18 protein-coding genes are annotated in these 20,989 nt (G+C 74.1%); 9 read left to right on the forward strand and 9 right to left on the reverse strand.

Annotated features, from left to right (window positions below):
- The first annotated feature begins 46 nt into the window (after positions 1-46).
- The 4 genes from ACZ6CZ_RS09070 (at position 47) to ACZ6CZ_RS09085 (ending at position 7,421) form a co-directional block, all read left to right on the forward strand.
- Entirely contained in the window at positions 47-1,630 is a 1,584-nt protein-coding gene (locus ACZ6CZ_RS09070; protein WP_469016934.1) for an FMN-binding glutamate synthase family protein, read from the forward strand.
- 13 nt (positions 1,631-1,643) lie between these two features.
- Complete coding sequence (locus ACZ6CZ_RS09075; protein ID WP_469016937.1) at positions 1,644-3,425, forward strand: thiamine pyrophosphate-dependent enzyme; 1,782 nt, start codon at positions 1,644-1,646, stop codon at positions 3,423-3,425.
- 217 nt (positions 3,426-3,642) lie between these two features.
- Positions 3,643-4,482 (forward strand): RNA polymerase sigma factor SigF, encoded by an 840-nt coding sequence (locus tag ACZ6CZ_RS09080; protein WP_469016940.1) that lies wholly within the window; start codon positions 3,643-3,645, stop codon positions 4,480-4,482.
- 314 nt (positions 4,483-4,796) lie between these two features.
- Positions 4,797-7,421, forward strand: coding sequence for an ATP-binding SpoIIE family protein phosphatase (locus ACZ6CZ_RS09085; RefSeq protein WP_469016942.1), 2,625 nt, complete (start codon positions 4,797-4,799; stop codon positions 7,419-7,421).
- A gap of 63 nt (positions 7,422-7,484) precedes the next feature.
- Here ACZ6CZ_RS09085 and ACZ6CZ_RS09090 read toward each other — a convergent pair whose 3' ends face one another.
- The 5 genes from ACZ6CZ_RS09090 to ACZ6CZ_RS09110 all read right to left on the reverse strand — a co-directional run bounded on the left by ACZ6CZ_RS09090 (position 7,485) and on the right by ACZ6CZ_RS09110 (position 10,093).
- The gene (locus ACZ6CZ_RS09090) at positions 7,485-8,096 is read right to left on the reverse strand and encodes a DUF3618 domain-containing protein (RefSeq protein ID WP_469016944.1); all 612 of its coding nucleotides are present in this window, start codon (positions 8,094-8,096) and stop codon (positions 7,485-7,487) included.
- On the reverse strand, positions 8,093-8,464 hold the full coding sequence (locus tag ACZ6CZ_RS09095) for a phage holin family protein (protein WP_469017882.1): 372 nt from the start codon (positions 8,462-8,464) through the stop codon (positions 8,093-8,095). The genes ACZ6CZ_RS09090 and ACZ6CZ_RS09095 overlap by 4 nt, the downstream gene beginning before the upstream one ends.
- A gap of 161 nt (positions 8,465-8,625) precedes the next feature.
- Positions 8,626-8,967 (reverse strand): hypothetical protein, encoded by a 342-nt coding sequence (locus tag ACZ6CZ_RS09100; RefSeq protein ID WP_469016947.1) that lies wholly within the window; start codon positions 8,965-8,967, stop codon positions 8,626-8,628.
- A gap of 117 nt (positions 8,968-9,084) precedes the next feature.
- Positions 9,085-9,639, reverse strand: a complete 555-nt coding sequence (locus ACZ6CZ_RS09105; RefSeq protein ID WP_469016949.1) for a phosphatase PAP2 family protein — start codon at positions 9,637-9,639, stop codon at positions 9,085-9,087.
- A gap of 88 nt (positions 9,640-9,727) precedes the next feature.
- Positions 9,728-10,093, reverse strand: a complete 366-nt coding sequence (locus ACZ6CZ_RS09110; RefSeq protein WP_469016951.1) for an STAS domain-containing protein — start codon at positions 10,091-10,093, stop codon at positions 9,728-9,730.
- 233 nt (positions 10,094-10,326) lie between these two features.
- On the opposite strand from ACZ6CZ_RS09110, the gene ACZ6CZ_RS09115 reads away from it, so the two are divergent.
- A complete protein-coding gene (locus tag ACZ6CZ_RS09115) occupies positions 10,327-10,749 on the forward strand; it encodes an ATP-binding protein (protein ID WP_469017885.1) in 423 nt (140 codons plus the stop codon).
- A gap of 142 nt (positions 10,750-10,891) precedes the next feature.
- Positions 10,892-11,578, forward strand: coding sequence for a GAF and ANTAR domain-containing protein (locus ACZ6CZ_RS09120; protein ID WP_469016954.1), 687 nt, complete (start codon positions 10,892-10,894; stop codon positions 11,576-11,578).
- A gap of 103 nt (positions 11,579-11,681) precedes the next feature.
- Here ACZ6CZ_RS09120 and meaB read toward each other — a convergent pair whose 3' ends face one another.
- The 4 genes from meaB to ACZ6CZ_RS09140 all read right to left on the reverse strand — a co-directional run bounded on the left by meaB (position 11,682) and on the right by ACZ6CZ_RS09140 (position 18,533).
- A complete protein-coding gene (gene meaB / locus ACZ6CZ_RS09125; protein ID WP_469016957.1) occupies positions 11,682-12,674 on the reverse strand; it encodes a methylmalonyl Co-A mutase-associated GTPase MeaB in 993 nt (330 codons plus the stop codon).
- Between the two features lie 5 nt (positions 12,675-12,679).
- Complete coding sequence (gene scpA / locus ACZ6CZ_RS09130) at positions 12,680-14,854, reverse strand: methylmalonyl-CoA mutase (protein WP_469016960.1); 2,175 nt, start codon at positions 14,852-14,854, stop codon at positions 12,680-12,682.
- Positions 14,854-16,662, reverse strand: coding sequence for a methylmalonyl-CoA mutase family protein (locus ACZ6CZ_RS09135; RefSeq protein WP_469016963.1), 1,809 nt, complete (start codon positions 16,660-16,662; stop codon positions 14,854-14,856). The genes scpA and ACZ6CZ_RS09135 overlap by 1 nt, the downstream gene beginning before the upstream one ends.
- Before the next feature lie 182 nt (positions 16,663-16,844).
- A complete protein-coding gene (locus tag ACZ6CZ_RS09140) occupies positions 16,845-18,533 on the reverse strand; it encodes a hypothetical protein (protein WP_469017887.1) in 1,689 nt (562 codons plus the stop codon).
- A gap of 360 nt (positions 18,534-18,893) precedes the next feature.
- On the opposite strand from ACZ6CZ_RS09140, the gene ACZ6CZ_RS09145 reads away from it, so the two are divergent.
- The 3 genes from ACZ6CZ_RS09145 to ACZ6CZ_RS09155 all read left to right on the forward strand — a co-directional run bounded on the left by ACZ6CZ_RS09145 (position 18,894) and on the right by ACZ6CZ_RS09155 (position 20,977).
- Entirely contained in the window at positions 18,894-19,313 is a 420-nt protein-coding gene (locus tag ACZ6CZ_RS09145) for a cell division protein SepF (protein WP_469016966.1), read from the forward strand.
- 87 nt (positions 19,314-19,400) lie between these two features.
- Positions 19,401-20,600 carry an AAA family ATPase gene (locus ACZ6CZ_RS09150; protein ID WP_469016969.1) on the forward strand — a complete coding sequence of 400 codons (1,200 nt, stop codon included), beginning with the start codon at positions 19,401-19,403 and terminating at the stop codon, positions 20,598-20,600.
- Complete coding sequence (locus ACZ6CZ_RS09155; RefSeq protein ID WP_469016972.1) at positions 20,597-20,977, forward strand: nucleotide pyrophosphohydrolase; 381 nt, start codon at positions 20,597-20,599, stop codon at positions 20,975-20,977. Before ACZ6CZ_RS09150 ends, ACZ6CZ_RS09155 begins: the two co-directional genes overlap by 4 nt.
- Positions 20,978-20,989 lie beyond the last annotated feature (12 nt).

Consider the following 20,989-nt stretch of genomic DNA (forward strand, 5'->3'; position numbering starts at 1 on the left):
GGCGGCCGCGGGACATGGAGGGCGATCGGCGGGCAAGGAGCGTGGAGTGACACGCATCGCTATCGTCGCCCTGTTCCTGCTCACCGCCCTCGCCGCGGGCGTGGCCGCGGCGGGCCTGTCGCCCTGGTGGTGGGCGGCCGCCGTACCGCTCGCCCTGGTGGGTCTGCTGGGCACCTGGGACCTCCTCCAGCGCCGCCACTCCGTGCTGCGCAACTATCCCGTCCTGGGCCACGCCCGCTATCTCCTGGAGAAGATCCGCCCCGAACTCCAGCAGTACTTCGTGGAGCGGAACTTCGACGGGCGTCCCTTCGACCGGGACACGCGCAACATCGTCTACGAGCGGGCCAAGGGCACCGACGCCGAACAGCCCTACGGCACCGAACAGGACGTCTACCAGCCCGGGTACGAGTTCCTCGTGCCGTCCATGGCGCCCCGCCCGGTGCCCGGCACACCCCCGCGGGTGCGCGTCGGCGGCCCCGACTGCCGCAAGCCGTACGACATGGCGCTGCTGAACGTGTCGGCGATGAGCTTCGGCTCCCTGTCCGCGAACGCGATCCTCGCCCTCAACGGCGGCGCCGCGGCCGGCGGTTTCGCCCACGACACCGGCGAGGGCGGGCTGTCGGAGTACCACCTGCGCCCGGGCGGCGACCTCGTCTGGGAGATCGGCACCGGATACTTCGGCTGCCGCACCGACGACGGCGACTTCGACCCCGGCGAGTTCGCGGACAAGGCCGCCCACGACCACGTCAAGTGCGTGTCGCTCAAGCTCTCCCAGGGCGCCAAGCCCGGCATCGGCGGCGTGCTGCCGGGAGCGAAGGTCAACGCCGAGATCGCCCGCGTGCGGGACGTGCCCGAGGGGCGGACGGTCATCTCACCGCCGTACCACCGGGTGTTCTCCACCCCGCGCGAACTCGTCCGCTTCATCGCCCGGATGCGGGAGCTGTCCGGGGGCAAGCCCACCGGGTTCAAGCTCTGCGTGGGTTCGCGCCCGCAGTTCCTCGCCGTGTGCAAGGCGATGCTGGAGGAGGGCACGGCGCCCGACTTCATCGTCGTCGACGGCGCCGAGGGCGGGACCGGCGCCGCGCCCCTGGAGTTCGCCGACCACGTCGGCACCCCGCTGACCGAGGGGCTGCTGACCGTGCACAACGCCCTCGTCGGCGCGGGTCTGCGCGACCGCGTCCGGATCGGCGCGAGCGGCAAGATCGCCACCGGCGCCGACCTGGTCAAACGCATGGTGCAGGGCGCCGACTACGGCAACGCCGCGCGGGCCATGATGTTCGCGGTGGGCTGCATACAGGCCCAGCGCTGCCACACGAACACCTGCCCCACCGGCGTCACCACCCAGGACCCCCGGCGCGCCCGGGCCCTCGACGTCGGCGACAAGACGCCGCGGGTGCGGCGGCTGCAGGAGGCGACGGTGGCCAGCGCCTTGCAGATCATGGCCTCGATGGGGGTCACCGACCCCGCGCAGTTGCGCCCGCACATGCTCCGCCGGCGCATCGACCCCTACACCGAACGCTCCTACGCGGAGCTGTACGAGTGGCTCGAGCCCGGGCAGCTGCTCGCCGGGCCCCCCGAGTCCTGGGCGGCCGACTGGAAGGCCGCCGACCCCGACCGCTTCACCGTGTGATCTGGAGGATCCCGTGGCACGAACTGTGGCCCGCGTCATCGTGGACGCGCTGAGCGAGCTTGGCGTGCGCCAGGTCTTCGGCGTCGTGGGGGACGCGCTCAACCCGCTGACCGACGCCATCCGCACCACCGAGGACCTGGAGTGGGTGGGCTGCCGGCACGAGGAGGCGGCGGCCTTCGCCGCGAGCGCCCAGTCGCAGCTGAGCGGCACCCTGGGCGTGTGCATGGGCACCGTCGGACCCGGCTCGGTCCACCTGCTCAACGGCCTGTACGACGCCGCCAAGAGCCGTACCCCGGTGCTGGCCATCGCCGGTCAGGTGCCGCTGCCGGAGCTGGGCAGCGACTACTTCCAGGAGGTCGACAACGACGCCCTCTTCAGCGACGTGGCCGTCTTCCGGGCGACGATCACCTCCCCGGACCAGCTGCCGCAGATGCTGGAGACGGCCGTGCGCAACGCGCTGGGCCGCAAGGGCGTGGCCGTGCTGACCGTGCCGGGCGACCTGGGGGAGCGGGAGCTGACCGACGACCGGCCCGCCCGGTTCTCCCTGCACGCCCCGCTGAGCCGGCCCGACGAGTCCGCCGTCCGGCGCGCCGCCGACCTGCTCGACCGGGCCGAGCGGGTCACCCTGCTCGTCGGCAAGGGCGCCCGCGGCGCCCGCGAGGACGTGCTCGCGCTCGCCGACCGGCTGGCCGCGCCGATGGTGCTCACACTGAAGGCCAAGGAGGGCTTCGAGGGCGACGCGAACCCCTTCCAGGTCGGCCAGACCGGGTTGATCGGCAACCCGGCCGCCGCCTCCGCCCTCCAGGACGCCGACACGCTCCTGCTACTGGGCACCGACTTCCCCTACCGGGACTGGTATCCGTCGGGCCGGACCGTCATCCAGGTGGACACCGAGGCCGCCCACATTGGGCGCCGGGTGCCCGTCGACGTCGGACTCGTCGGCGACACCGGTGCCACCGTCCGCGACCTGCTGGGCCACCTCACGGCCGGCCCCGCGCAACCCGCCGGGGGCGGGGAGACGCGAGGGGCCCGGGACCGGTCGCACCTGGAGGACGCGCGCAAGCGCTTCGAGCGGTGGCGCGAGGGGCAGGCGCGGCTCGCCGACCCCGAGCACGACAAGGGCCTGGTGGGCCGCGTCCGCTCCGCGCTGGACAACCGTACGCACGACATCCGGCCGGAGGCGCTGGCCGCCGTGGTGGACCGGCTCGCCGACGACGACGCCGTGTTCACCTCCGACACCGGCATGGCCACGGTGTGGCTCTCCCGCTTCGTCGAGATGCGCGGCGAGCGGCGGCTGATCGGCTCCTACAACCTCGGCTCGATGGCCAACGCCATGCCGCAGGCGCTCGGCGCCCAGTGCCTGGACCGGGACCGGCAGGTCGTCGCCTTCTGCGGTGACGGCGGGCTCAGCATGCTGCTCGGCGACCTGATGACCCTGAAGACCAGCCGGCTGCCGGTCAAGCTCGTCGTCTTCGACAACCGCCGGCTGGGCATGGTGAAGCTGGAGCAGGAACAGGCAGGGCTGCCGGAGTTCGGCACCGTGCTGGACAACCCCGACTTCGCGGCCGTCGCCACCGCCATGGGCATCACCGGCATCCGGGTCACCGACCCGGCCGACCTGGAGGAATCCGTACGGCGCGCCTTCGCCACCCCCGGTCCGGTCCTGCTCGACGTGCTCACCAACCCGGACGAGGTCGCCGTGCCGGCCAAGCCCACCGTCGAGCAGGGCTGGGGCTTCGCCCTGGCCAAGGTGAAGGAGGTCGTGCGCAGCCACGGGGACAAGGACGCGGGCTGACCTCCGCGCCCCGGGCCCGCCGGCCCCGTCACCTCCCCGGGCCCGCCGGCCCGGTCCCCTCCCCGGTTCACGCGGGCACCGGCCCAGGCGGGCTCCGGCTCACGCGCGCTCCAAGAAATTTTTTCCGAGGCAGGCATGCATGGCGTGAGGCGGGGTAGCCGCCCCTTTGCTCGGCCGGTGAACAAAGGGCGAGGCCGATCGACTGGGAGGGCGCAAGATGACGACGACCGTGCAGAAGACCGAGCGGACCGTGGACGTTCCCGAGATAGCGGACCCGTCCAAGGTCGCGCCGAAGGACGCACGGGAGCTGTCGCGGCTGTTCTTCGACCAGCTCGCGGTGCTGGAGGAGGGGACTCCCGAGTACCAGTACGCGCGCAACACGCTGATCGAGATGAACATGTCGCTGGTCCGCTTCGCGGCCGGACGCTTCCGCAGCCGTGGGCCGGAGGAGATGGAGGACATCGTCCAGGTCGGCATGATCGGCCTGATCAAGGCGATCGACCGGTTCGAGCTGACCCGCGAGGTGGAGTTCACCTCGTTCGCCATCCCCTACATCGTCGGTGAGATCAAGCGCTTCTTCCGGGACACGTCCTGGGCAGTCCACGTGCCGCGGCGCCTCCAGGAGGCCCGGGTGCACCTGGCCCGCGCCACCGAGGAGCTGCGCAGCCGCCTGGGCCGCACTCCGACCACCAGGGAACTGGCGGAGCTGATGAGCCTGCCGGAGTCGGAGGTCGTCGAGGCGCGACTGGCCTCCAACGGCTACACCTCGGCCTCCCTGGACGCCGCGATCAGCGGCAGCGAGGACGGCGAGGCCGCACTGGCGGACTTCATCGGTGACGACGACGCCGCGCTCGGCCTGGTCGAGGACTTCCACGCCCTGGCTCCCATGATCGCCGAGCTGGACGAGCGCGACCGGCAGATCATCCACTGGCGCTTCGTCGAGGAGCTGACCCAGAAGGAGATCGGCGAGCGCCTGGGCGTCTCCCAGATGCACGTCTCCCGGCTGATCTCCCGCCTGCTGGGCCGGCTGCGCGAAGGCATGCTCAGCGACCACTGAGCATGGCCGTCACCGAGCCCGGCCGTCACAGCTGACCGGACCCGGCACCGCGGACCGCCGGCCGACGCCGTCCGCGCCGCACTCTCACGGGCTCGCCCGGGGCACCCGCCCCGGGCGAGCCCGTTCGTGCGTCCGGCCGCGCGAGGCCGGCCGCGCGAGGCCGGCCGCGCGAGGCCGGCCGCGCGAGGCCGGTCGGGCCCGCCGGTGGCGTGCCGCCGCGCCGTCGCACCGGCCCCCTCCGCCGCGCACACCGATCACGGAGGCTCTTGAATGGGGGGAGGAAACGGACACCTGACGGGCGGAAGCGCAGCGGCATGGCGAACCCGAACACCTCCCCGGGCGATCCCGGCGACCCGAGTGCCGCCGGCGGTGCCGGTGCTGCCGGTGGCGCCGGTGGTCCGGGACGCTCCGGCGCGGCCCCCCGGCCCCCCGGTGATCCGTTCACCCAGGACGAGGCCCTGTTCGTGGTGGACGCCGGCGGTCACGTGCTCATGTGCGGCGGCGAGGTCGAACGGCTCACCGGACGGCCCGGCCGGTGGGCGCACGGGCGGTGCCTGACGGAGCTGCTGCGGGAGCCCGCCTCCTGGCCGCGGCTGCGCACCCACGCAGCACTCTCCGCGTCGCGGACGGTCGTGCTGCGCGGCGGCGGCTCGCGGGACGTCCCGCTGCGGGCCGAGGTTCACCCGCTGACCTCGGACGGCGAGGAGTACTTCTGCGTGCGGCTGCTCCCGCTGGCCGCCGCGCAGCGCCGCGAGGAGGACGAGGACCTGGTGCGCGCGCTGTTCCAGCAGCAGCGCGTGGGCCTCTCCATCCGCGACATGGATCTGAACGTGACCCGGCTCAACCTGACACCGGCCTACATGGGGCCGCCCACCGAGGCCGGGGTCCGGGTCGCGCCGATGGGGCGGGGCATCGAGGAGGTCCTGGTGCCCGAGGACGCCGCGGCCGTCCGGGAGCAGCTGGAGCGGGTCGCCGGCTCCGGGGAGCCGCTGATCGACTGGGTGCACGCGGCCCGGCGCCGGGACGCACCCGAGCTGGAGCGGGTGGTGTCGTTCTCGGCCTTCCGCCTGCACGACGCCCGCGGCGCGCCCAGCGGCGTGGCGATGATCTTCACGGAGGTCACCGAGCAGCAGGTGGCTCAGCAGCGGATGATGCTGCTCCAGGCCGCGGCCGACCGCATCGGCGCCAGTCTCGACGTCACCCGGGTGGCTCAGGAGCTGGCGGACGTCATGGTGAGCGGCGGCTTCGCCGACCTGGCCGCCGTCGACCTCACCCACAGCGTGCTGCGCGGCGTGGAACCGCAGGAACTGCGGCCCGCCTCCGCCCTGCGCAGGGTCGCCGTGGCCTCCTCCCGGGGCCCCTGGCCGGCGGAGATTCACCCGCCGGGCGCGTCGTTCCGCGTCGGCACGCTGGAGAGCGACCACCTGCGCAGCGGACGGGCCGCGTACAAGGCCGACGTGAGCGACTGGTTCGACGACCTGGCGAACGACCCCGACCGGGCCCGCCTCCTCCTGCCCCCGTCCGCGGTGTCCTACCTCGTCGCGCCGCTGGTGGCCCGGGGACGGCCGCTGGGCGCGCTGGTGATGTGGCGTACGAGCAGGGCCGCGCTGTTCGGCCGCAGCGACGCGGACCTGGCCCAGGTGATCGCGTCACGGGCCGCGCTCGCCCTCGACAACGCCCGCCGCTACACCCGCGAGCACCGCACCGCCGAGGCGCTCCAGCGCAGTCTGCTGCCCCGGGACATCAAGGAGACCAGCGCGGCGCACACGGTGGGCCTCTACCTCCCCGCCGCCAGCGCCAAGGACGTCGGAGGCACCTGGTTCGACGTGATCCCGCTGTCGTCCTCGCGCATCGCCTTCGCCGTCGGTGACGTGCCCGGCCGCGGGCTGGCCGCCGCGGCCACCATGGGCCGCCTGCGCACGGCCATCCACACCCTCGCCGACCTCGACCTCGGACCGGGGGAGCTGCTGACCCACCTCGACGACCTCGTGGTCCGGCTCGCGGCCGAGGAACGCGCCGGCGACACCTTCGCCGACGACGCGTTCGAGGAAGGGGAGGATGACGACGAGGACGGTGACGGAGACGTAGGCGGAGACGGCCACGGCTCCCGCGCCGCCGCCGGGGCGGCCCCGGCCGGTGCGCCCCGCCCGGGCCTGGCGGCGACCTGCCTCTACTGTGTCTACGATCCCGTCGACGGCCGGTGCGAGATGGCCAGCGCCGGACATCCGCCGCCCGCCCTCGCGGTCCCCGGTGAGCCCGCCGCACTGGTCGAGCTGACCCCCGGCCCGGTGCTGGGCAACGGTCGGCTGCCCTTCGAGCCGGTCAGCCTGGTCCTCGAACCCGGCAGCCTGCTGGCCTTCCACAGCACCGCGCTGCTGGCCGGCCGGGGAGGCGACACCCTCGACATGCGGCAGCGGATGCTGTGCGAGGCGCTCACCGACGCGGCGCAGGGCCGCTCCTCCGCCTCCGAGGCCAGCCGCCTGGTCCGGGAGCGGCTGATCACCGCCCCGCTGAACCGGGACCTGTCGCTGCTGCTGGCCCGGGTCCGCCGGCTGCCCGCCTCATCGGTGGCCACCTGGCGCTTCACCGGCGACCCCACCGAGGTGGCCGGCGCCCGGCACCACGTGCAGCGCCGGCTCAGGGACTGGGGCCTCGAGCACCTGGAGTTCCCCGTCGAGCTGGTCACCAGCGAACTGGTCACCAACGCCGTGCGCTACGGCGGCGGCGGTGAGGTCGTGCTGCGTCTCATCCACGACCAGACGCTGGTCTGCGAGGTGGGCGACAACAGCCAGACCCAGCCGCGGCTGCGCCGGGCCCGGCTGTCCGACGAGGGCGGCCGGGGGCTGTTCCTGGTGGCGCAGCTGTGCCGGCGCTGGGGCAGCCGCTACACCCCGGACGGCAAGACCATCTGGGCCGAACATCCCCTCACCCTCGACTGACACGGCACGGCCGAGGGGTGCCGGTCGGTCATCCCGTCCGGCACCCCTCGCGTTCCGTCCGGGTCAGCCCCTGCGGCGGAAGGTCAGCCACGCCAGGACGGCCACGCCCGCGGCCGCCAGCAGCGCGTTGCGGTTCTCCCGCGCCAGCCGGGCACCCTGGGCCGCCTTCTGCCGCACCGGCTCCGGCGCCTTCTCCTCCCACAGGCGGCCGGCCTGCGCGGCCTTCTCCCGGGCCTGCGCGGTGGCCAGTGCGGCCTTGTCCTTGACCGGGTCGGGCAGCCGCTCCTGCGCCTGCTGGGCCAGGTCGGTGGCCTTGGTCCGCACGTCCTCCGCCTTGGCGGCGGCCTGCGTCTTCAGCTCACCGGCCTTGGCGGTGGCCTGCTCCACCAGCACGCCGGCCCTGACCGTGGCCTGGTCCTTCAGCTCGCCGGCCTTGACGGTGGCCTGCTCCTTGAGCACGCCGGCCCTGACCGTGGCCTGGTCCTTCAGTTCCCCGGCCTTGGCGGCGGCCTGCACCTTCACCTCGGCCGCCTTCTCCTGGGCGCGGGCCTTGACGTCGGTCTTGGCCGCGAGCGCCTCGACGGTCCCGCCCAGTTCGGCGCGGGTCCGCTCGACCTGCTCGCGCAGTTCCTCGGGGTTGGCGGCGGTCTGCTCGTCGTGCGGCGGCTGTGTCATCGGTGTGCGCTCTCCTTGATCTCGGCCACGTCGGCCTTCACGTTCTCGACCGTCTGCTCAGGGATCGGCGGTGCGGCCTGGCTGACCTGCTTCTTCCCGCTCATGGCCAGCACCCCTGCGATCACGCCCAGGACGGCGGTGACGATGAGCGCCGCCGCCCATACCGGCAGCGGGACCGCCAGTGCCGCGATCACGGTGGCCACCAGGGCCTCCAGCATGAGGAATCCGACCACGCCGGCGCCGCCGAACAGGCCGCCGCCCTTGCCGTACCGCTTGCCCTTCTCCTTCATCTCCGCCTGCGCCAGGCGCAGTTCGCCACGCACCAGCTCGGTCAGCTGCTGCGAGGCCCGCTGTACCAGTTCGCTCACCGGTTCGGACCCGGCGCCGGGCGCCCTGTGGCCGGTGCCGGTGGGGTGCGGCTGCGTACTCGTCACGGTGATCACCTCCCGCCCGTCTCTGCGGTGAGCCGGGCTGCGCCATTGCCGCCCGGCTCTCCTTACGAGAGGGCGAGTACCCCGAACGGCCCGTTTCAGGACAGCGGGGAGGGACGGTTCCGGGGCGTTGTGGCGGTCAGCGGGGCGGGCTTCCCGCCGTCGCCGCCCTGCTCGCCGTCCGGCCCGCCGTCCGCGGAGAGGGACAGCGGGTGCAGCAGGCTCCAGTACTGCCGTAGTACGTCCTCCGGGGCACCGTCGGCGGGGCTGTCGCCCTCCCGGAAGGCCAGGTGGAGTTCCCCGACCCGGTCCTCGACCAGGACGTCCGCACCCGGGTACGGGTCCGGCCGGCGGCCCGCCCACCAGCGTGCGGCCACGACGGCGCCCAGGAACGCGGCGGCGGTGACGGCGAGTGCGTCGCGCGGCGTGATCGCCCGCATGGCGGTTTCCCCCTCGACGGGTGGTGGGTGTGCCCCTGTCCTCGCCTCCACTGTTCTCCCCGGCGAGCGGGTTCATGCCTGCGGCGGCCCGGCCGATCCGGCGCGGCGTCCGCTCCGTCAGCGGCGCCGCTCGGTGCGCCGCGCCGGCCAGGGCGCGTGCCGGACGAGCCGGGCGGCGGCGAGGCCGACGGCGGCGCCGCCGACCACGTCGCTGGGGTGGTGGGCGCCGGACTGCACCCGCTCGACGGCGACCAGGGCGGCGGGCACCGCGCACACCGCGCCCGCGGCCGGCCACAGCCGGCCCACGGCCGCGGTGAAGGCGACCGCGGCCGCGGTGTGCCCGGAGGGGAAGGAGGCGGAGTCGGGACGGTCGTCGACCTCGTCGTGCGGGATCCACTCCTTCGGCGGCCGGGACCGGTCGTTCAGCTGCTTGCACAGCCCGTTGGAGACCAGCTGCGCCACGGCCAGGGCCGACAGCCCGGCGACCGCGGCGCCGCGGCCGCGCCGCCCGCCGAACGCGGCCATCGCCGCCGCCGCGCCCCACCACAGCTTGCTGCCCGACGCCGCCTCCTCCACCGCGGAGAGGACATCGGCCACCCCCGGCGGGATGCGGCTCGCCGCCTGCTGCGTCACTACCCGGTCCACTTCGCGCACGCCTGTCAGCACGTTCATGACCTGCGGATGTCCCCGTGCGCACGGCTCACACCGCAAGCGGCCCCACCGCCCGCCGGAAGGTCCCGGGCCCGGCGCGGTGGCGGTGTCAGACGCCGAGGGCGTCGTGCAGGGTGGGGTAGCAGTCGATGACGTCGTCCAGGCCGACGATCTGCATGGTGCGCAGCACCGAGCCCGTCGGGGCCGCCAGCCGCAGCCAGCCCCGGGCCTCGCGGGCGGCGTGGTGGGCGGCGATGAGGATGTTGATGCCGCTGGAGTCCATGAAGGTCACCCCGCCGAGGTTCAGCACCGTCCGCGGTGGCGTGGCGTCGTCGGCGGGCGCCAGCGCCCGGCGGAGGGGATCCCCGGTGTGGTGGTCGATCTCGCCGGTCGCCGTGACGACGTCGATGCCGTCCGTGCGGGCACGGGTGACCGTCAGGCGGTCGGGGCCCGGTGTTCTGTGGTCGTCTGCCACACTTCCCTCAGCAAGAACGCTCGGTTAATCTCCGGCCAACGGTCCTGGCCGGAAGTCTGCCCCGCATCCTACGGGTGGCACACCTGATTGGCTCAGCCAACCGGAAGTGCGCGGGCGTGCACCGGGCCGAGGCGGGTATACGCGGGCGTATGAACGGGGTAGTGAGGGCGGTCGGGATGGATGCAGCTCCTCTGGGAGAGGGGCACACAGTGCCACATTCCGACCTGTTGCGGATGAGTGCGGCGCTGGACGGCGACGGGGCGTGCATCGCCCAGGCCCGCCGTCTCGCGGCCGATTTCCTCGGCCGGGTGCAGTCGGAGTACGGGATTCCGGTCTCGGCGCGTGCCATGGACCTGACCCAGCTGGTGGTCAGCGAGTTGGTCACCAACGCCCGCAAGTACGCTCCCGGGCCGGTCCTGCTCGACCTGCGCGTGGACGGCTCGGTCGTGGAGGTGATGGTCTGGGACAGCGATCCGGTGCTCCCGATCGCCCGGGCCGCCGACCCGGGGCGGGTGGGCCAGCACGGGCTGGAGATCGTGATGGCCGTCGCCCAGGGATTCGAGGCGCAGCGCGAGCCGGTCGGCAAGCGGATCACGGCCCGCATCGCGCTGGCGGACGATCCCGGCGGCAGCGTGGCCGGCCGCCGCCCCAGCTGACCCCTCCCACCGGCCCCGGTCCAGCGGGCCCGCGCCGCCGGTCACCGGCTGCGCCGGCGGCCCCCGCCCTGCCAGCATGGGGATGGTGGTGGGACCAGGAGCAGGACGTCGTCCCGGTCCCGTCGGTGAGACGGAGGACCGCATGGACTGGCAAGCCTTCGCGCAGGACATGGCGATCCTGGCACGCGACCTCCTGGCCCAGGAGACGGTGGACGACACCCTGGCGCGGATCACCGCCTCCGCCACCGAACTCGTCGAGGGCTGCGACGCCTCCGGCATCCTCGTCGTGCGGCGCGGCCGAGCGCGGACGCTCGCCCCGACGGACCGGCTCGTCATCGACAGCGACCGGCTCCAGGAGCGCCTGGGCGAGGGACCCTGCTACGACGCCGCCCGCGAGCCGGACGGTCACCGGGTGTTCCGGATCGCCGACTTCCGCACCGAGCCACGCTGGTCCGCCTACGTGCCGCAGGCCCGCAAGCTCGGGATCGGCAGCATGATGGGCTTCGTGCTGTTCACCGAGGACGAGGACCTGGGCGCGCTGAACATCTACTCGCGCCGGCCCGGCGTGTTCACCGAGGCCAGCGAGACGGCGGGCTGGCTGCTCGCCTCGCACGCCGCGGTCGCCTTCTCCAGCGCGCGCTCCCACGCCCAGCTGGAGGAGGCGGTCGCCACCCGTCACGTCATCGGCGAGGCCATGGGCATCCTCATGGGCTCGCACGGCCTCGCCGAGGAGCAGGCCTTCGACGTGCTGCGCCGCTACTCCCAGGAGAACAACGTCAAGCTCCGGGAGGTGGCCCGGCTGGTCTGCGAGAAGGGCGGCCTGTCCTGACCCGACGCGCCCTCCCGGCCGGTACGCCGGGCCCCGCGACCGTGCCGGTCCGCCACACCCGTCACCGACTCGCCGGACCCCGTCACCCTCCCGCCGGACCTCGTCACCGTCCCGCCGGTCCGCCGAAGGCCCGCAGGATGCGTTCGGCGGCCAGGGTCGCGGTCAGCGAGCCCTCCCTGACCTGCCGTTCCAGGGCGGGCGCGGCCTCACGCACCGCCGGGTCGGCGTGCAGCCGGCCGAGCAGCTCGTCGCGCACCATCGCCCAGGTCCAGCCAACCTGCTGCTCGCGCCGCTTGTCCGCCAGCCGCCCGGTCGACTCCAGCAGCGTGCGGTGCTGCTCCAACCGCTCCCAGACGGTGTCCAGGCCCGCCGACTCACGGGCGCTGCAACTGAGCACCGGCGGCGTCCAGAACGCGTCCTTGCCGTGCATCAGCCGCAGCGCGCCCGCCAATTCCCGGGCGGCGGCCCGCGCGTCCCGCTCGTGCGGCCCATCCGCCTTGTTGACGGCGATCACGTCGGCCAGCTCCAGGACGCCCTTCTTGATGCCCTGCAGCTGGTCACCGGTGCGGGCCAGGGTGAGCAGCAGGAACGAGTCGACCATGTCGGCGACCGCGGTCTCGGACTGGCCGACCCCGACGGTCTCCACCAGGATCACGTCGTACCCGGCGGCCTCCATCACCACCATCGACTCCCGCGTCGCCTTGGCCACCCCGCCCAGCGTGCCCGCGCTGGGGGAGGGCCGGACGAAGGCGGCCGGGTCGACGGCCAGGCGTTCCATGCGGGTCTTGTCGCCGAGGATCGAGCCGCCGGTCCGCGTCGACGACGGGTCCACGGCCAGCACCGCCACCCGGTGCCCCAGCGCCGTCAGCATCGTGCCGAACGCGTCGATGAACGTCGACTTGCCCACGCCCGGCACCCCGCTGATGCCGATCCGCCGCGCCCGGCCGCTGTGCGGGAGCAGCTCGGTGAGCAGCTCCTGCGCCAGCGTCCGGTGCTGCGGCCGGGTGGACTCGACGAGCGTGATGGCACGGGCGACCAGCGCCCGCTTGCCGTCGAGCACACCCTTCACATACGTGTCGAGATCGATCGCTGCCATGGGGGTTACAGGTCGTGGCCGAGGTCGGCCGACAGCCGCTTGACGAGGTCGTGCGCGGCGTCGGGGATGACCGTGCCGGGCGGGAAGACGGCGGTGGCGCCCATCTCCAGCAGGGTCGGCACGTCCTGCGGCGGGATGACGCCGCCGACGACGATCATGATGTCGTCGCGGCCCTCGTCGGCGAGCCGCTCGCGCAGCGCGGGGACGAGGGTGAGGTGGCCGGCGGCCAGCGAGGACACGCCGACGATGTGCACGTCGGCCTCGACGGCCTGGCGGGCGACCTCGTCGGGGGTCTGGAACAGCGGGCCGACGTCGACGTCGAAGCCGAGGTCGGCGAAGGCGGTGGCGATCACCTTCTGGCCGCGGTCGTGGCCGTCCTGGCCCATCTTGGCGACCAGGATGCGCGGCCGGCGCCCCTCGGCCTCCTCGAAGGCGTCCACCAGGGTCCGGGTGCGTTCCACGTTCGGGGACTGTCCTGCCTCGTTGCGGTACACCCCGGAGATGGTACGGATCTGCCCGGCGTGGCGGCCGTACACCTTCTCCAGGGCGTCGGAGATCTCGCCGACGGTGGCCTTGGCGCGGGCCGCGTGCACGGCCAGCTCCAGCAGGTTGCCGTCGCCGCCGGCCGCCCGGGTCAGCGCGTCCAGCGCGTCCTGGCACGCGCGCTCGTCCCGCTCCGCGCGCAACCGCCGCAGCTTCTCGATCTGCTGGGCGCGCACCGAGGAGTTGTCGACCTTGAGGACGTCGATCTGCTCGTCGGTGGCGACCCGGTACTTGTTGACGCCGATGACGGGCTGGCGTCCGGAGTCGATGCGGGCCTGGGTGCGTGCGGCCGCCTCCTCCACGCGCAGCTTGGGGATGCCGGCGTCGATGGCCTGGGCCATGCCGCCCGCCTGCTCGACCTCCCGGATGTGCGCCCACGCCTTGCGCGCCAGGTCGTAGGTCAGCTTCTCCACGTAGGCGCTGCCGCCCCAGGGGTCGATGACCCGGGTGGTGCCCGACTCCTGCTGGATGAGCAGCTGGGTGTTGCGGGCGATGCGCGCCGAGAAGTCGGTGGGCAGCGCCAGGGCCTCGTCGAGGGCGTTGGTGTGCAGCGACTGGGTGTGGCCCTGGGTCGCGGCCATCGCCTCCACGCAGGTGCGGGTGACGTTGTTGAACACGTCCTGCGCCGTCAGCGACCACCCCGAGGTCTGCGAGTGGGTGCGCAGCGACAGCGACTTGGCGTTCTTCGGCTCGAACTGGCCGACCAGCTTGGCCCACAGCAGACGGGCCGCGCGCAGCTTGGCGATCTCCATGAAGAAGTTCATGCCGATCGCCCAGAAGAACGACAGCCGGGGCGCGAACGCGTCCACGTCCAGGCCCGCGTCCCGGCCCGCCCGCAGGTACTCGACCCCGTCGGCGAGGGTGTAGGCCAGCTCCAGGTCGGCCGTCGCGCCCGCCTCCTGGATGTGGTAGCCGGAGATGGAGATGGAGTTGTAGCGCGGCATCCGCTGCGAGGTGTACGCGAAGATGTCGGAGATGATCCGCATCGACGGCTTCGGCGGATAGATGTAGGTGTTGCGGACCATGAACTCCTTGAGGATGTCGTTCTGGATGGTCCCGGCCAGCTTCTCGGCCGGCACACCCTGCTCCTCGGCCGCCACGATGTACAGCGCCAACACCGGCAGCACGGCACCGTTCATCGTCATCGACACGCTCATCCGGTCCAGCGGGATGCCGTCGAACAGCTGCCGCATGTCGAGAATCGAGTCGATCGCCACGCCCGCCATGCCGACGTCGCCGGTCACGCGCGGGTGGTCGCTGTCGTAGCCGCGGTGGGTGGGCAGGTCGAAGGCGACCGACAGGCCCTTCTGGCCGGCGGCGAGGTTGCGCCGGTAGAAGGCGTTGGACTCCTCGGCGGTGGAGAAGCCCGCGTACTGCCGGATCGTCCAGGGCTGGTTGACGTACATCGTCGGGTACGGCCCGCGCAGATAGGGCGCGATGCCGGGGTACGTCCGGAGGAAGTCCAGGCCCTCCAGGTCACGCCCGGTGTACAGCGGCTTCACGCCGATGCCCTCGGGCGTCTCCCACAGCGGTTCCTCCGCGCCGGTCGCCCGCTTGACGGCCGTGCGCCACTCCCCGTCGCTGCCGTCGGCGACCGGGGTCCCCAGCTCGATGCCGGAGAAGTCGGGGATTCCCATCAGGACACTCCCATGCGGTCGAGGGTCGCGGACAGCACGGCGACGGCGTCGCAGCCCGCGAAGACGTGACTGTCGATGCCGGCGTACCCGGCGGGCCGGCCCGCGAGGGCGACGTGCCGGGCGCCCGCGGCGCGCAGGAACTCGGCCACCTGCTCGGCCTGTTCGGCGTACAGCGCGTCGCTGGAGCACAGCACGGCCTCGGTGGCGCCGCTGTCCTCGAAGCGGCCCTCGGTGACCGGTTCGATGCCGCCGGCCTGGTAGAGGTTGGCGGCGAAGGACGAGCGCGCCGTGTGGGCGGCGGGCGAGCCGATCGTGGCCAGGAAGATCCGGGGGCGGGAGCCGGTCGCCGCGAGGTGCGCGTCGGAGCGGGCCCGCAGCGCCTCGAACGCCTCGTCCCGGCGCACCCGGGGAAGGCCGCCGGAGGGCGGCTCGGGGGCGGGCTCGCGCTCCACCGGGCGCTCCGCCAGCAGCGGGAACTCGCTGACGCCGGTGATGGGCTCGCGCCGCCGGGCGAGCCGCTCCGAGCGCACCCGCCAGGTCTGCGCCAGCTCCTCGCGCAGCCGCCCGGAGCGCAGTACGGCCGCCTGACCGCCGTCCCGCTCGATCGACCGGAAGAACTCCCAGCCCGCCTGGGCGAGTTCGTCGGTGAGGCGCTCCACGTACCAGGAGCCGCCCGCCGGGTCGATCACCCGGGCCAGGTGGGACTCCTCGACCAGGATCGTGGAGGTGTTGCGGGCGATGCGGCGGGCGAACGCGTCCGGCAGGCCCAGCGCGTGGTCGAACGGCAGCACCGTCACCGCGTCCGCGCCGCCGACCCCGGCGGCCAGCGTCGCCACGGTCGCGCGCAGCATGTTCACCCACGGGTCGCGGCGGGTCGTCATCACCGGTGAGGTCACCGCGTGCTGCACCTGCGCCCCGGCGTCCGGCGCCCCGCACACCTCGGCCACCCGCGCCCACAGCCGGCGCGCCGCGCGCAGCTTGGCGATGGTCAGGAACTGGTCGGCGGTGGCCGCGTAGCGGAACTCCAGCTGCGCCACGGCCTGCTCCACACCGAGGCCGGCTTCCGTCAGCCCGCGCAGATAGGCCACCCCGGTGGCGAGGGAGGCACCCAGCTCCTGCGCGGCGGAACCGCCCGCCTCGTGGTACGGCAGCGCGTCCACGGTCAGCGCGCGCAGGCCCGGGTACGCCTCGGCACAGCGCCCGGCGAGCGCGGCGAACGGTGCGAACTCCAGTCCGCCGCCGGTGCGGGCCTCGTACCCCAGCGGGTCGGCGCCGAGGCTGCCGCGCACCGCCTTCGCGTCGACGCCGCGCTCCTCGTACAGCGCGAGCAGCGCCCCGGCGGCGGCCTCGGTGTCCCGGCCCGCGTCGAGGACGACGGGGGCGAGGTCCAGCAGGACGCCGTCGAGGGCCCGGGCGAGCGACGGCACCGGGATGCCGCCCTGGCCCAGCACCAGCCAGAGCGAGGTGACGCCGTTCTCCAGGTCGGCCAGTACGGCGCCGTCGGCGAGGGCAGCGTGCCGCTGCCGCACGTCCCAGCCGCCCGTGGTGTTGCCCTCGGGGCGACCACCGCGTACGAAGGGGGCGAAACCGGGCAGGCCGGGATCGGGCGCGGAGTCACGCGCCGTGTACAGGGGCCGGGTGCGCAGCCCGTCCTCCAGCGTCGTGGACAGGGCGTCCTCAGCTGCCTCGCCAGAGACTTCCTTGCCCGACTTGCGCAGTACGCCCTCGACCAGGCGTTGCCACTGCTCGTGTGTCGCGTCAGGGAACTCGGCGGCCAGGGAGAGCCCGTCGTCAGGCAGGACCGTCATGGCTCGGATGCTAGGCCAGGGCGCTCAAGTGGTAGCAGAGCAGGGGTTGTGACGTTTCCCTCTCTCGGGCTGTGACCTGGGCCTCGCAGCCTCCGGACCGGTTGCGGTCCGGGCCTGTCGCGGGCCCCGCGCGGGCCATTCCCGGTCCCCTTCCGGGCCTTCTGCGGGGCTGTTCCGGGGCCTCAGCCGCCGCGGGTTCCGGCCAACCGTACGTCCTCGGTGGAGAGCGTCTGCGGGTCGCCGGTGAACGCCCGCAGCCGGAGCGGGGCGTCCTTCGCCGCGGGCAGGGTGAAACGGCCGCCGGCCGGGCGGATGCCGACGGTCGCGGTGGTGTGCGGGGCGAGTCTGGCCGGACCGCGCACCACCGTCCAGTACCGGCTCATCCCGTGGCCGGTCGTCAGCATGTAGTGCGGGGTGAGCGCCCCGCCCGCCGTGTTGGTCACCCGCAGGGTCAGCCCCGACAGGGTGTGGGCCGACACCCGCCGCTGCGCCGTGACCCCCATCCGCAGCGGCGGCTCGCCGGTCACCGCCGCCAGCGCGCTCAGCGGTACGGGGGCGAGCAGCAGCGCGGCCGCCGCCAGCAGCGCCGGCCGGCGCCGGGCGCCGGCCGGCAGCCAGGAGCGCGGCTGCCAGGCCCCGGCGAACTCCGCCGGGGGCACGGTGACCGCCGCCGCCAGCCACAGCGGGGTCATCATCAGGTAGTAGCCGTCCTGGGAGCGGGTCGCCAGGAAGAACGCGCACCAGGGCAGGACGGTCGCCGCGGGGCCCAGCCGCCGTACGAACAGCGCGAACAGCGCGAGCAGGGCCGCCAGGCACACCATGCTGGCGTGCGAGTACCAGCCCAGCCGGTCGCTGCCGTGGGTGAGGTACAGCGAGACGCCGACCAGGCCCTGGCCGTGCAGCACCGCGCCCTGGGTGAGCGGCAGGGCGATCCCGCCGAGCCAGGGGCCGGGCTGGCGCACCACGAAGTACGCGTCGATCAGCAGCCATACGGCGGCGGCGGTCCCGGTCAGGCGCAGCAGCACCAGCCCGGCCGCCCGCCGCCCCAGCTCGCCCCGGCGCACGGCGTAGATCCCGGCCAGCAGGAACGGCGTGACGAACCACGGCAGTTGCTGCGCCGCGCAGGCCGCCCCCAGGCAGGCGGCCCGGGCGAGACCGGCCCCGCCGAGCCGCCCGCCCCGCCCCAGCCGCGGCCAGTGCACCACCACCGGGATCAGCAGGGCCAGGGCGGTGATCGCCGGGTAGCCGAGCCGGGCGTAGGTGGGCAGGAAGCCGAATCCGAGGCAGGCCATCGTCGCCGCGGGCCGCCACGGCGCCGGCAGCAGCCGCCACAGCGCGACGGTCCCGGCGATCAGCGCGCCGGTGGCCACCGCCGTCGCCGGGGCGCCGCCGCGGCCCAGCCACAGCAGGGGGGCGGTCAGCAGCGGCACCAGCGGGGGATAGCCGTACGTGTAGTCGTAGCCGCCGTCCATCGTCGGGGTGAGGGGGATGCCGGTGCCCTTGAACAGCGACGGCCAGGGCCGGCCGTACACGGGGTGCCCGGCGGCCAGTTCCCGGGCGGCGCGGGCGGTGAGGAACGCCTCGTCGCTGCCGGTGTGGTTGAGCACCCAGGCGCACAGCGTGAGGGTCACCGCCGTCAGCAGCACCACCAGGTCCAGCCGGGCCAGCGAGCGCGCCCGGCGGACGGTGAGCGCGAGGACGCCGGTCACCAGGATCGAGGCGTAGCAGAGGGAGACGACCGCGGCCAGGGCCGGGCGGTGCGTGGCGGCCTGCGACCACACCGACCGGGTGCCGATGAACAGGCTGACGCCCGCCAGCAGGGTCAGCACGCGGTGCCACTGCGCAGGTGGTCCGGGCTCGTCCGGGCCCACCTGTCGGGTGACCCGGGTGGAGCGCGTCCACCGCCCGGGTGCCGTCTGCCGGATCGCTGCCTGTGTCTCTGCCACGTGCACGGCAGGAGACGCTAGCGGGGAGCGGTGAGCGGGATGTCGCGGAAGCCGAAGAGTCGAGTGTGAGGGCGGTAAGAACCCTCTGATGGACCATTGATCCATACGAACCTGTGCGAACCGGACCATTTTTGGCGTTTCTTGCCGGTTCGCCCGCGGCGATCCACCCCAACTGCGCCCGTACGCCCGCGTGATGGCACCCGGCGCCGTGGACCGGTGCGGTCGCGCTTCGTGTCGCTGTTGGGCTGAACGGGTGACTTGGCGTAAGAATTGGCTGGTGCAGGCATGGAATGCGAGTCAGGTCGGGGGGAGCCGGTGAGCCGTTACGACGTCACCGATGAACAGTGGGAAGGGCTCGCCCAGGTCGTGCCGCTGCGGGGCCGGGACGCCTGGCCGTCCGCGGTGCGCCACCGCTCGCTGCCGGACGCCGAGACCGAGACCCGGCGCCGGTTCGTGGTGCTGCGGGTCAACGTCTTCGCCGACGCCCGGGAGGTCGCCGAGACGCTGATGGCGGGCGCGCCCGTGCTGCTCGACCTGTCCAGCGCGGAGCCCGACGTGGCCAAGCGCGTCCTGGACTTCAGCACCGGCGTCGTCTTCGGCCTGGGCAGCGGCATGCACCGGGTCGACCGCAACGTGTTCCTGCTCACCCCGCCCGGCACGGAGGTCAGCGGCCTGATGGAGGACGCGGGCGCCTCCGGCCTCTGAACCGGACACGCCCGGCGTCCCCCGATCGTAGGAAGGCGCCCCGGGCGGAACGGTTCGCCGCGCGGCCGGCGCCCTAACGTCGGCCACATGGCCCCGCCGCCCGTCCGTCCCGCGCCCGTGCCCGCGTACCTGCCCGCGCCCGCGCCGCCGGGTGCCGATGCCGATGCCGATGGCGACATCCGGCCCCGGGTGACCGAGCTGCGGCTGTCGGCGTTCGCCGGCCTGCGCGGGGCCGCGTTCGCGCTGGGAGCGGTGACGCTGCTGGCCGGGCCCAGCGGGGCGGGCAAGTCGACCGCGCTGCGCGCCTACGAGGCGCTGGCCGGGCTGGCCGGCGGGGCGCCGCTCGCGGAGGTGTTCCGGGATCCGGGCGCCTGTGTGCCGGAGCGGGCCCGGCCCGACGCCCAGCGCCGGCGGGGCTTCCGGATCGGGTGCACCGCGGGCGGCGCGCAGGGGCCGGTCCGCCTCGACGTCGCCGTGCAGGCCGAGCCGGAGCTGCGGATCGTCGGCGAACGGCTCACCGCGGGCGGCGTCGTCCTGCTGGAGACGGCCCTGCGGGACCCGGGCCGCCGCACCGTGCAGGCCGCCTGGCACACCGCGGGCTCCGCCCCGGTGACCCGCGCCCCGCTCCCCGACGACCGGCTCGGCACCGCCCTGCTGCCGCTGCGGGTGGCCGGCAAGACGGACGGCCAGCGCCGGGTGCTCGCCGCCGCCGAGCAGATGGTGGTCGCCCTGCGCTCCGTGTTCGCCTGCGATCCGCGCCCCGGCCGGATGCGCGGGCCCGCCCTCCTCGGCTCGGGCCGGCTGCTGTCCGGCTGCGACAACCTCGCCGACGTCCTGTGGCGCACCCGCGCCGAGTGCGGCCGCCGCCATGCCCAGCTCGTCGAGGTGCTGGGTGCCGGCTGCGCCGGGCCGGTGGCCGATCTGCTCGCCGAGCCGCTGGGCGACGGCACCGTACGGGCGCTGCTGGACCGCGGCGACGGGGTGCGCACGGACCTCGGACGGCTGGGTGACGGCGAGTTGCGTTACCTCGCGCTGGCGCTGGTCCTGCTCACCGGCTCCGGCGTGCTGGACGTCGACGCGCCCGGCGAGGTGCCCGACGCCCTGCGCACCCTGACCGTGCTCGCCGACGGCTTCGACCACGCCCTCGACCCGCGCCAGCGCGCCGCACTGCTGCGCACGGCCGTGCGGATGGGCGAGCGCGGCCACATCCGGTGCGTCGGCGCGGTCAGCGACGCCTCCTGGGCGGCCGGGACCGCCGGGGTGAGCGTGGTAGACCTGAGCCCGTGACGGAACACCCCGACCTGCCGGAACTGCAGCGCAGGCTGGCCGAGTTCGCCGCCGTGCGGAACTGGCAGCCGTACCACACCCCGAAGAACCTGGCGGCCGCCCTCAGCGTGGAGGCCGCCGAACTGCTGGAGATCTTCCAGTGGCTGACGCCCGAGGAGTCGGCCCGCGTCATGGACGACCCCGCCGCCGCGCACCGCGTCACCGACGAGGTCGCCGACGTGCTCGCCTATCTCCTCCAGTTCTGCCAGGTCCTCGGCATCGACCCGCTGGCCGCCCTGGACGCCAAGATCGACCGCAACGAGAGCCGCTTCCCCGCGGCGGGCGCACAGTCCCGGCCCGGCGCCCCGCGGAGCCCCCGACCGGCGGACGGACCCTAGGGACCCTCCGAC

The organism is Streptomyces sp. NPDC041135 (genome assembly GCF_055592085.1).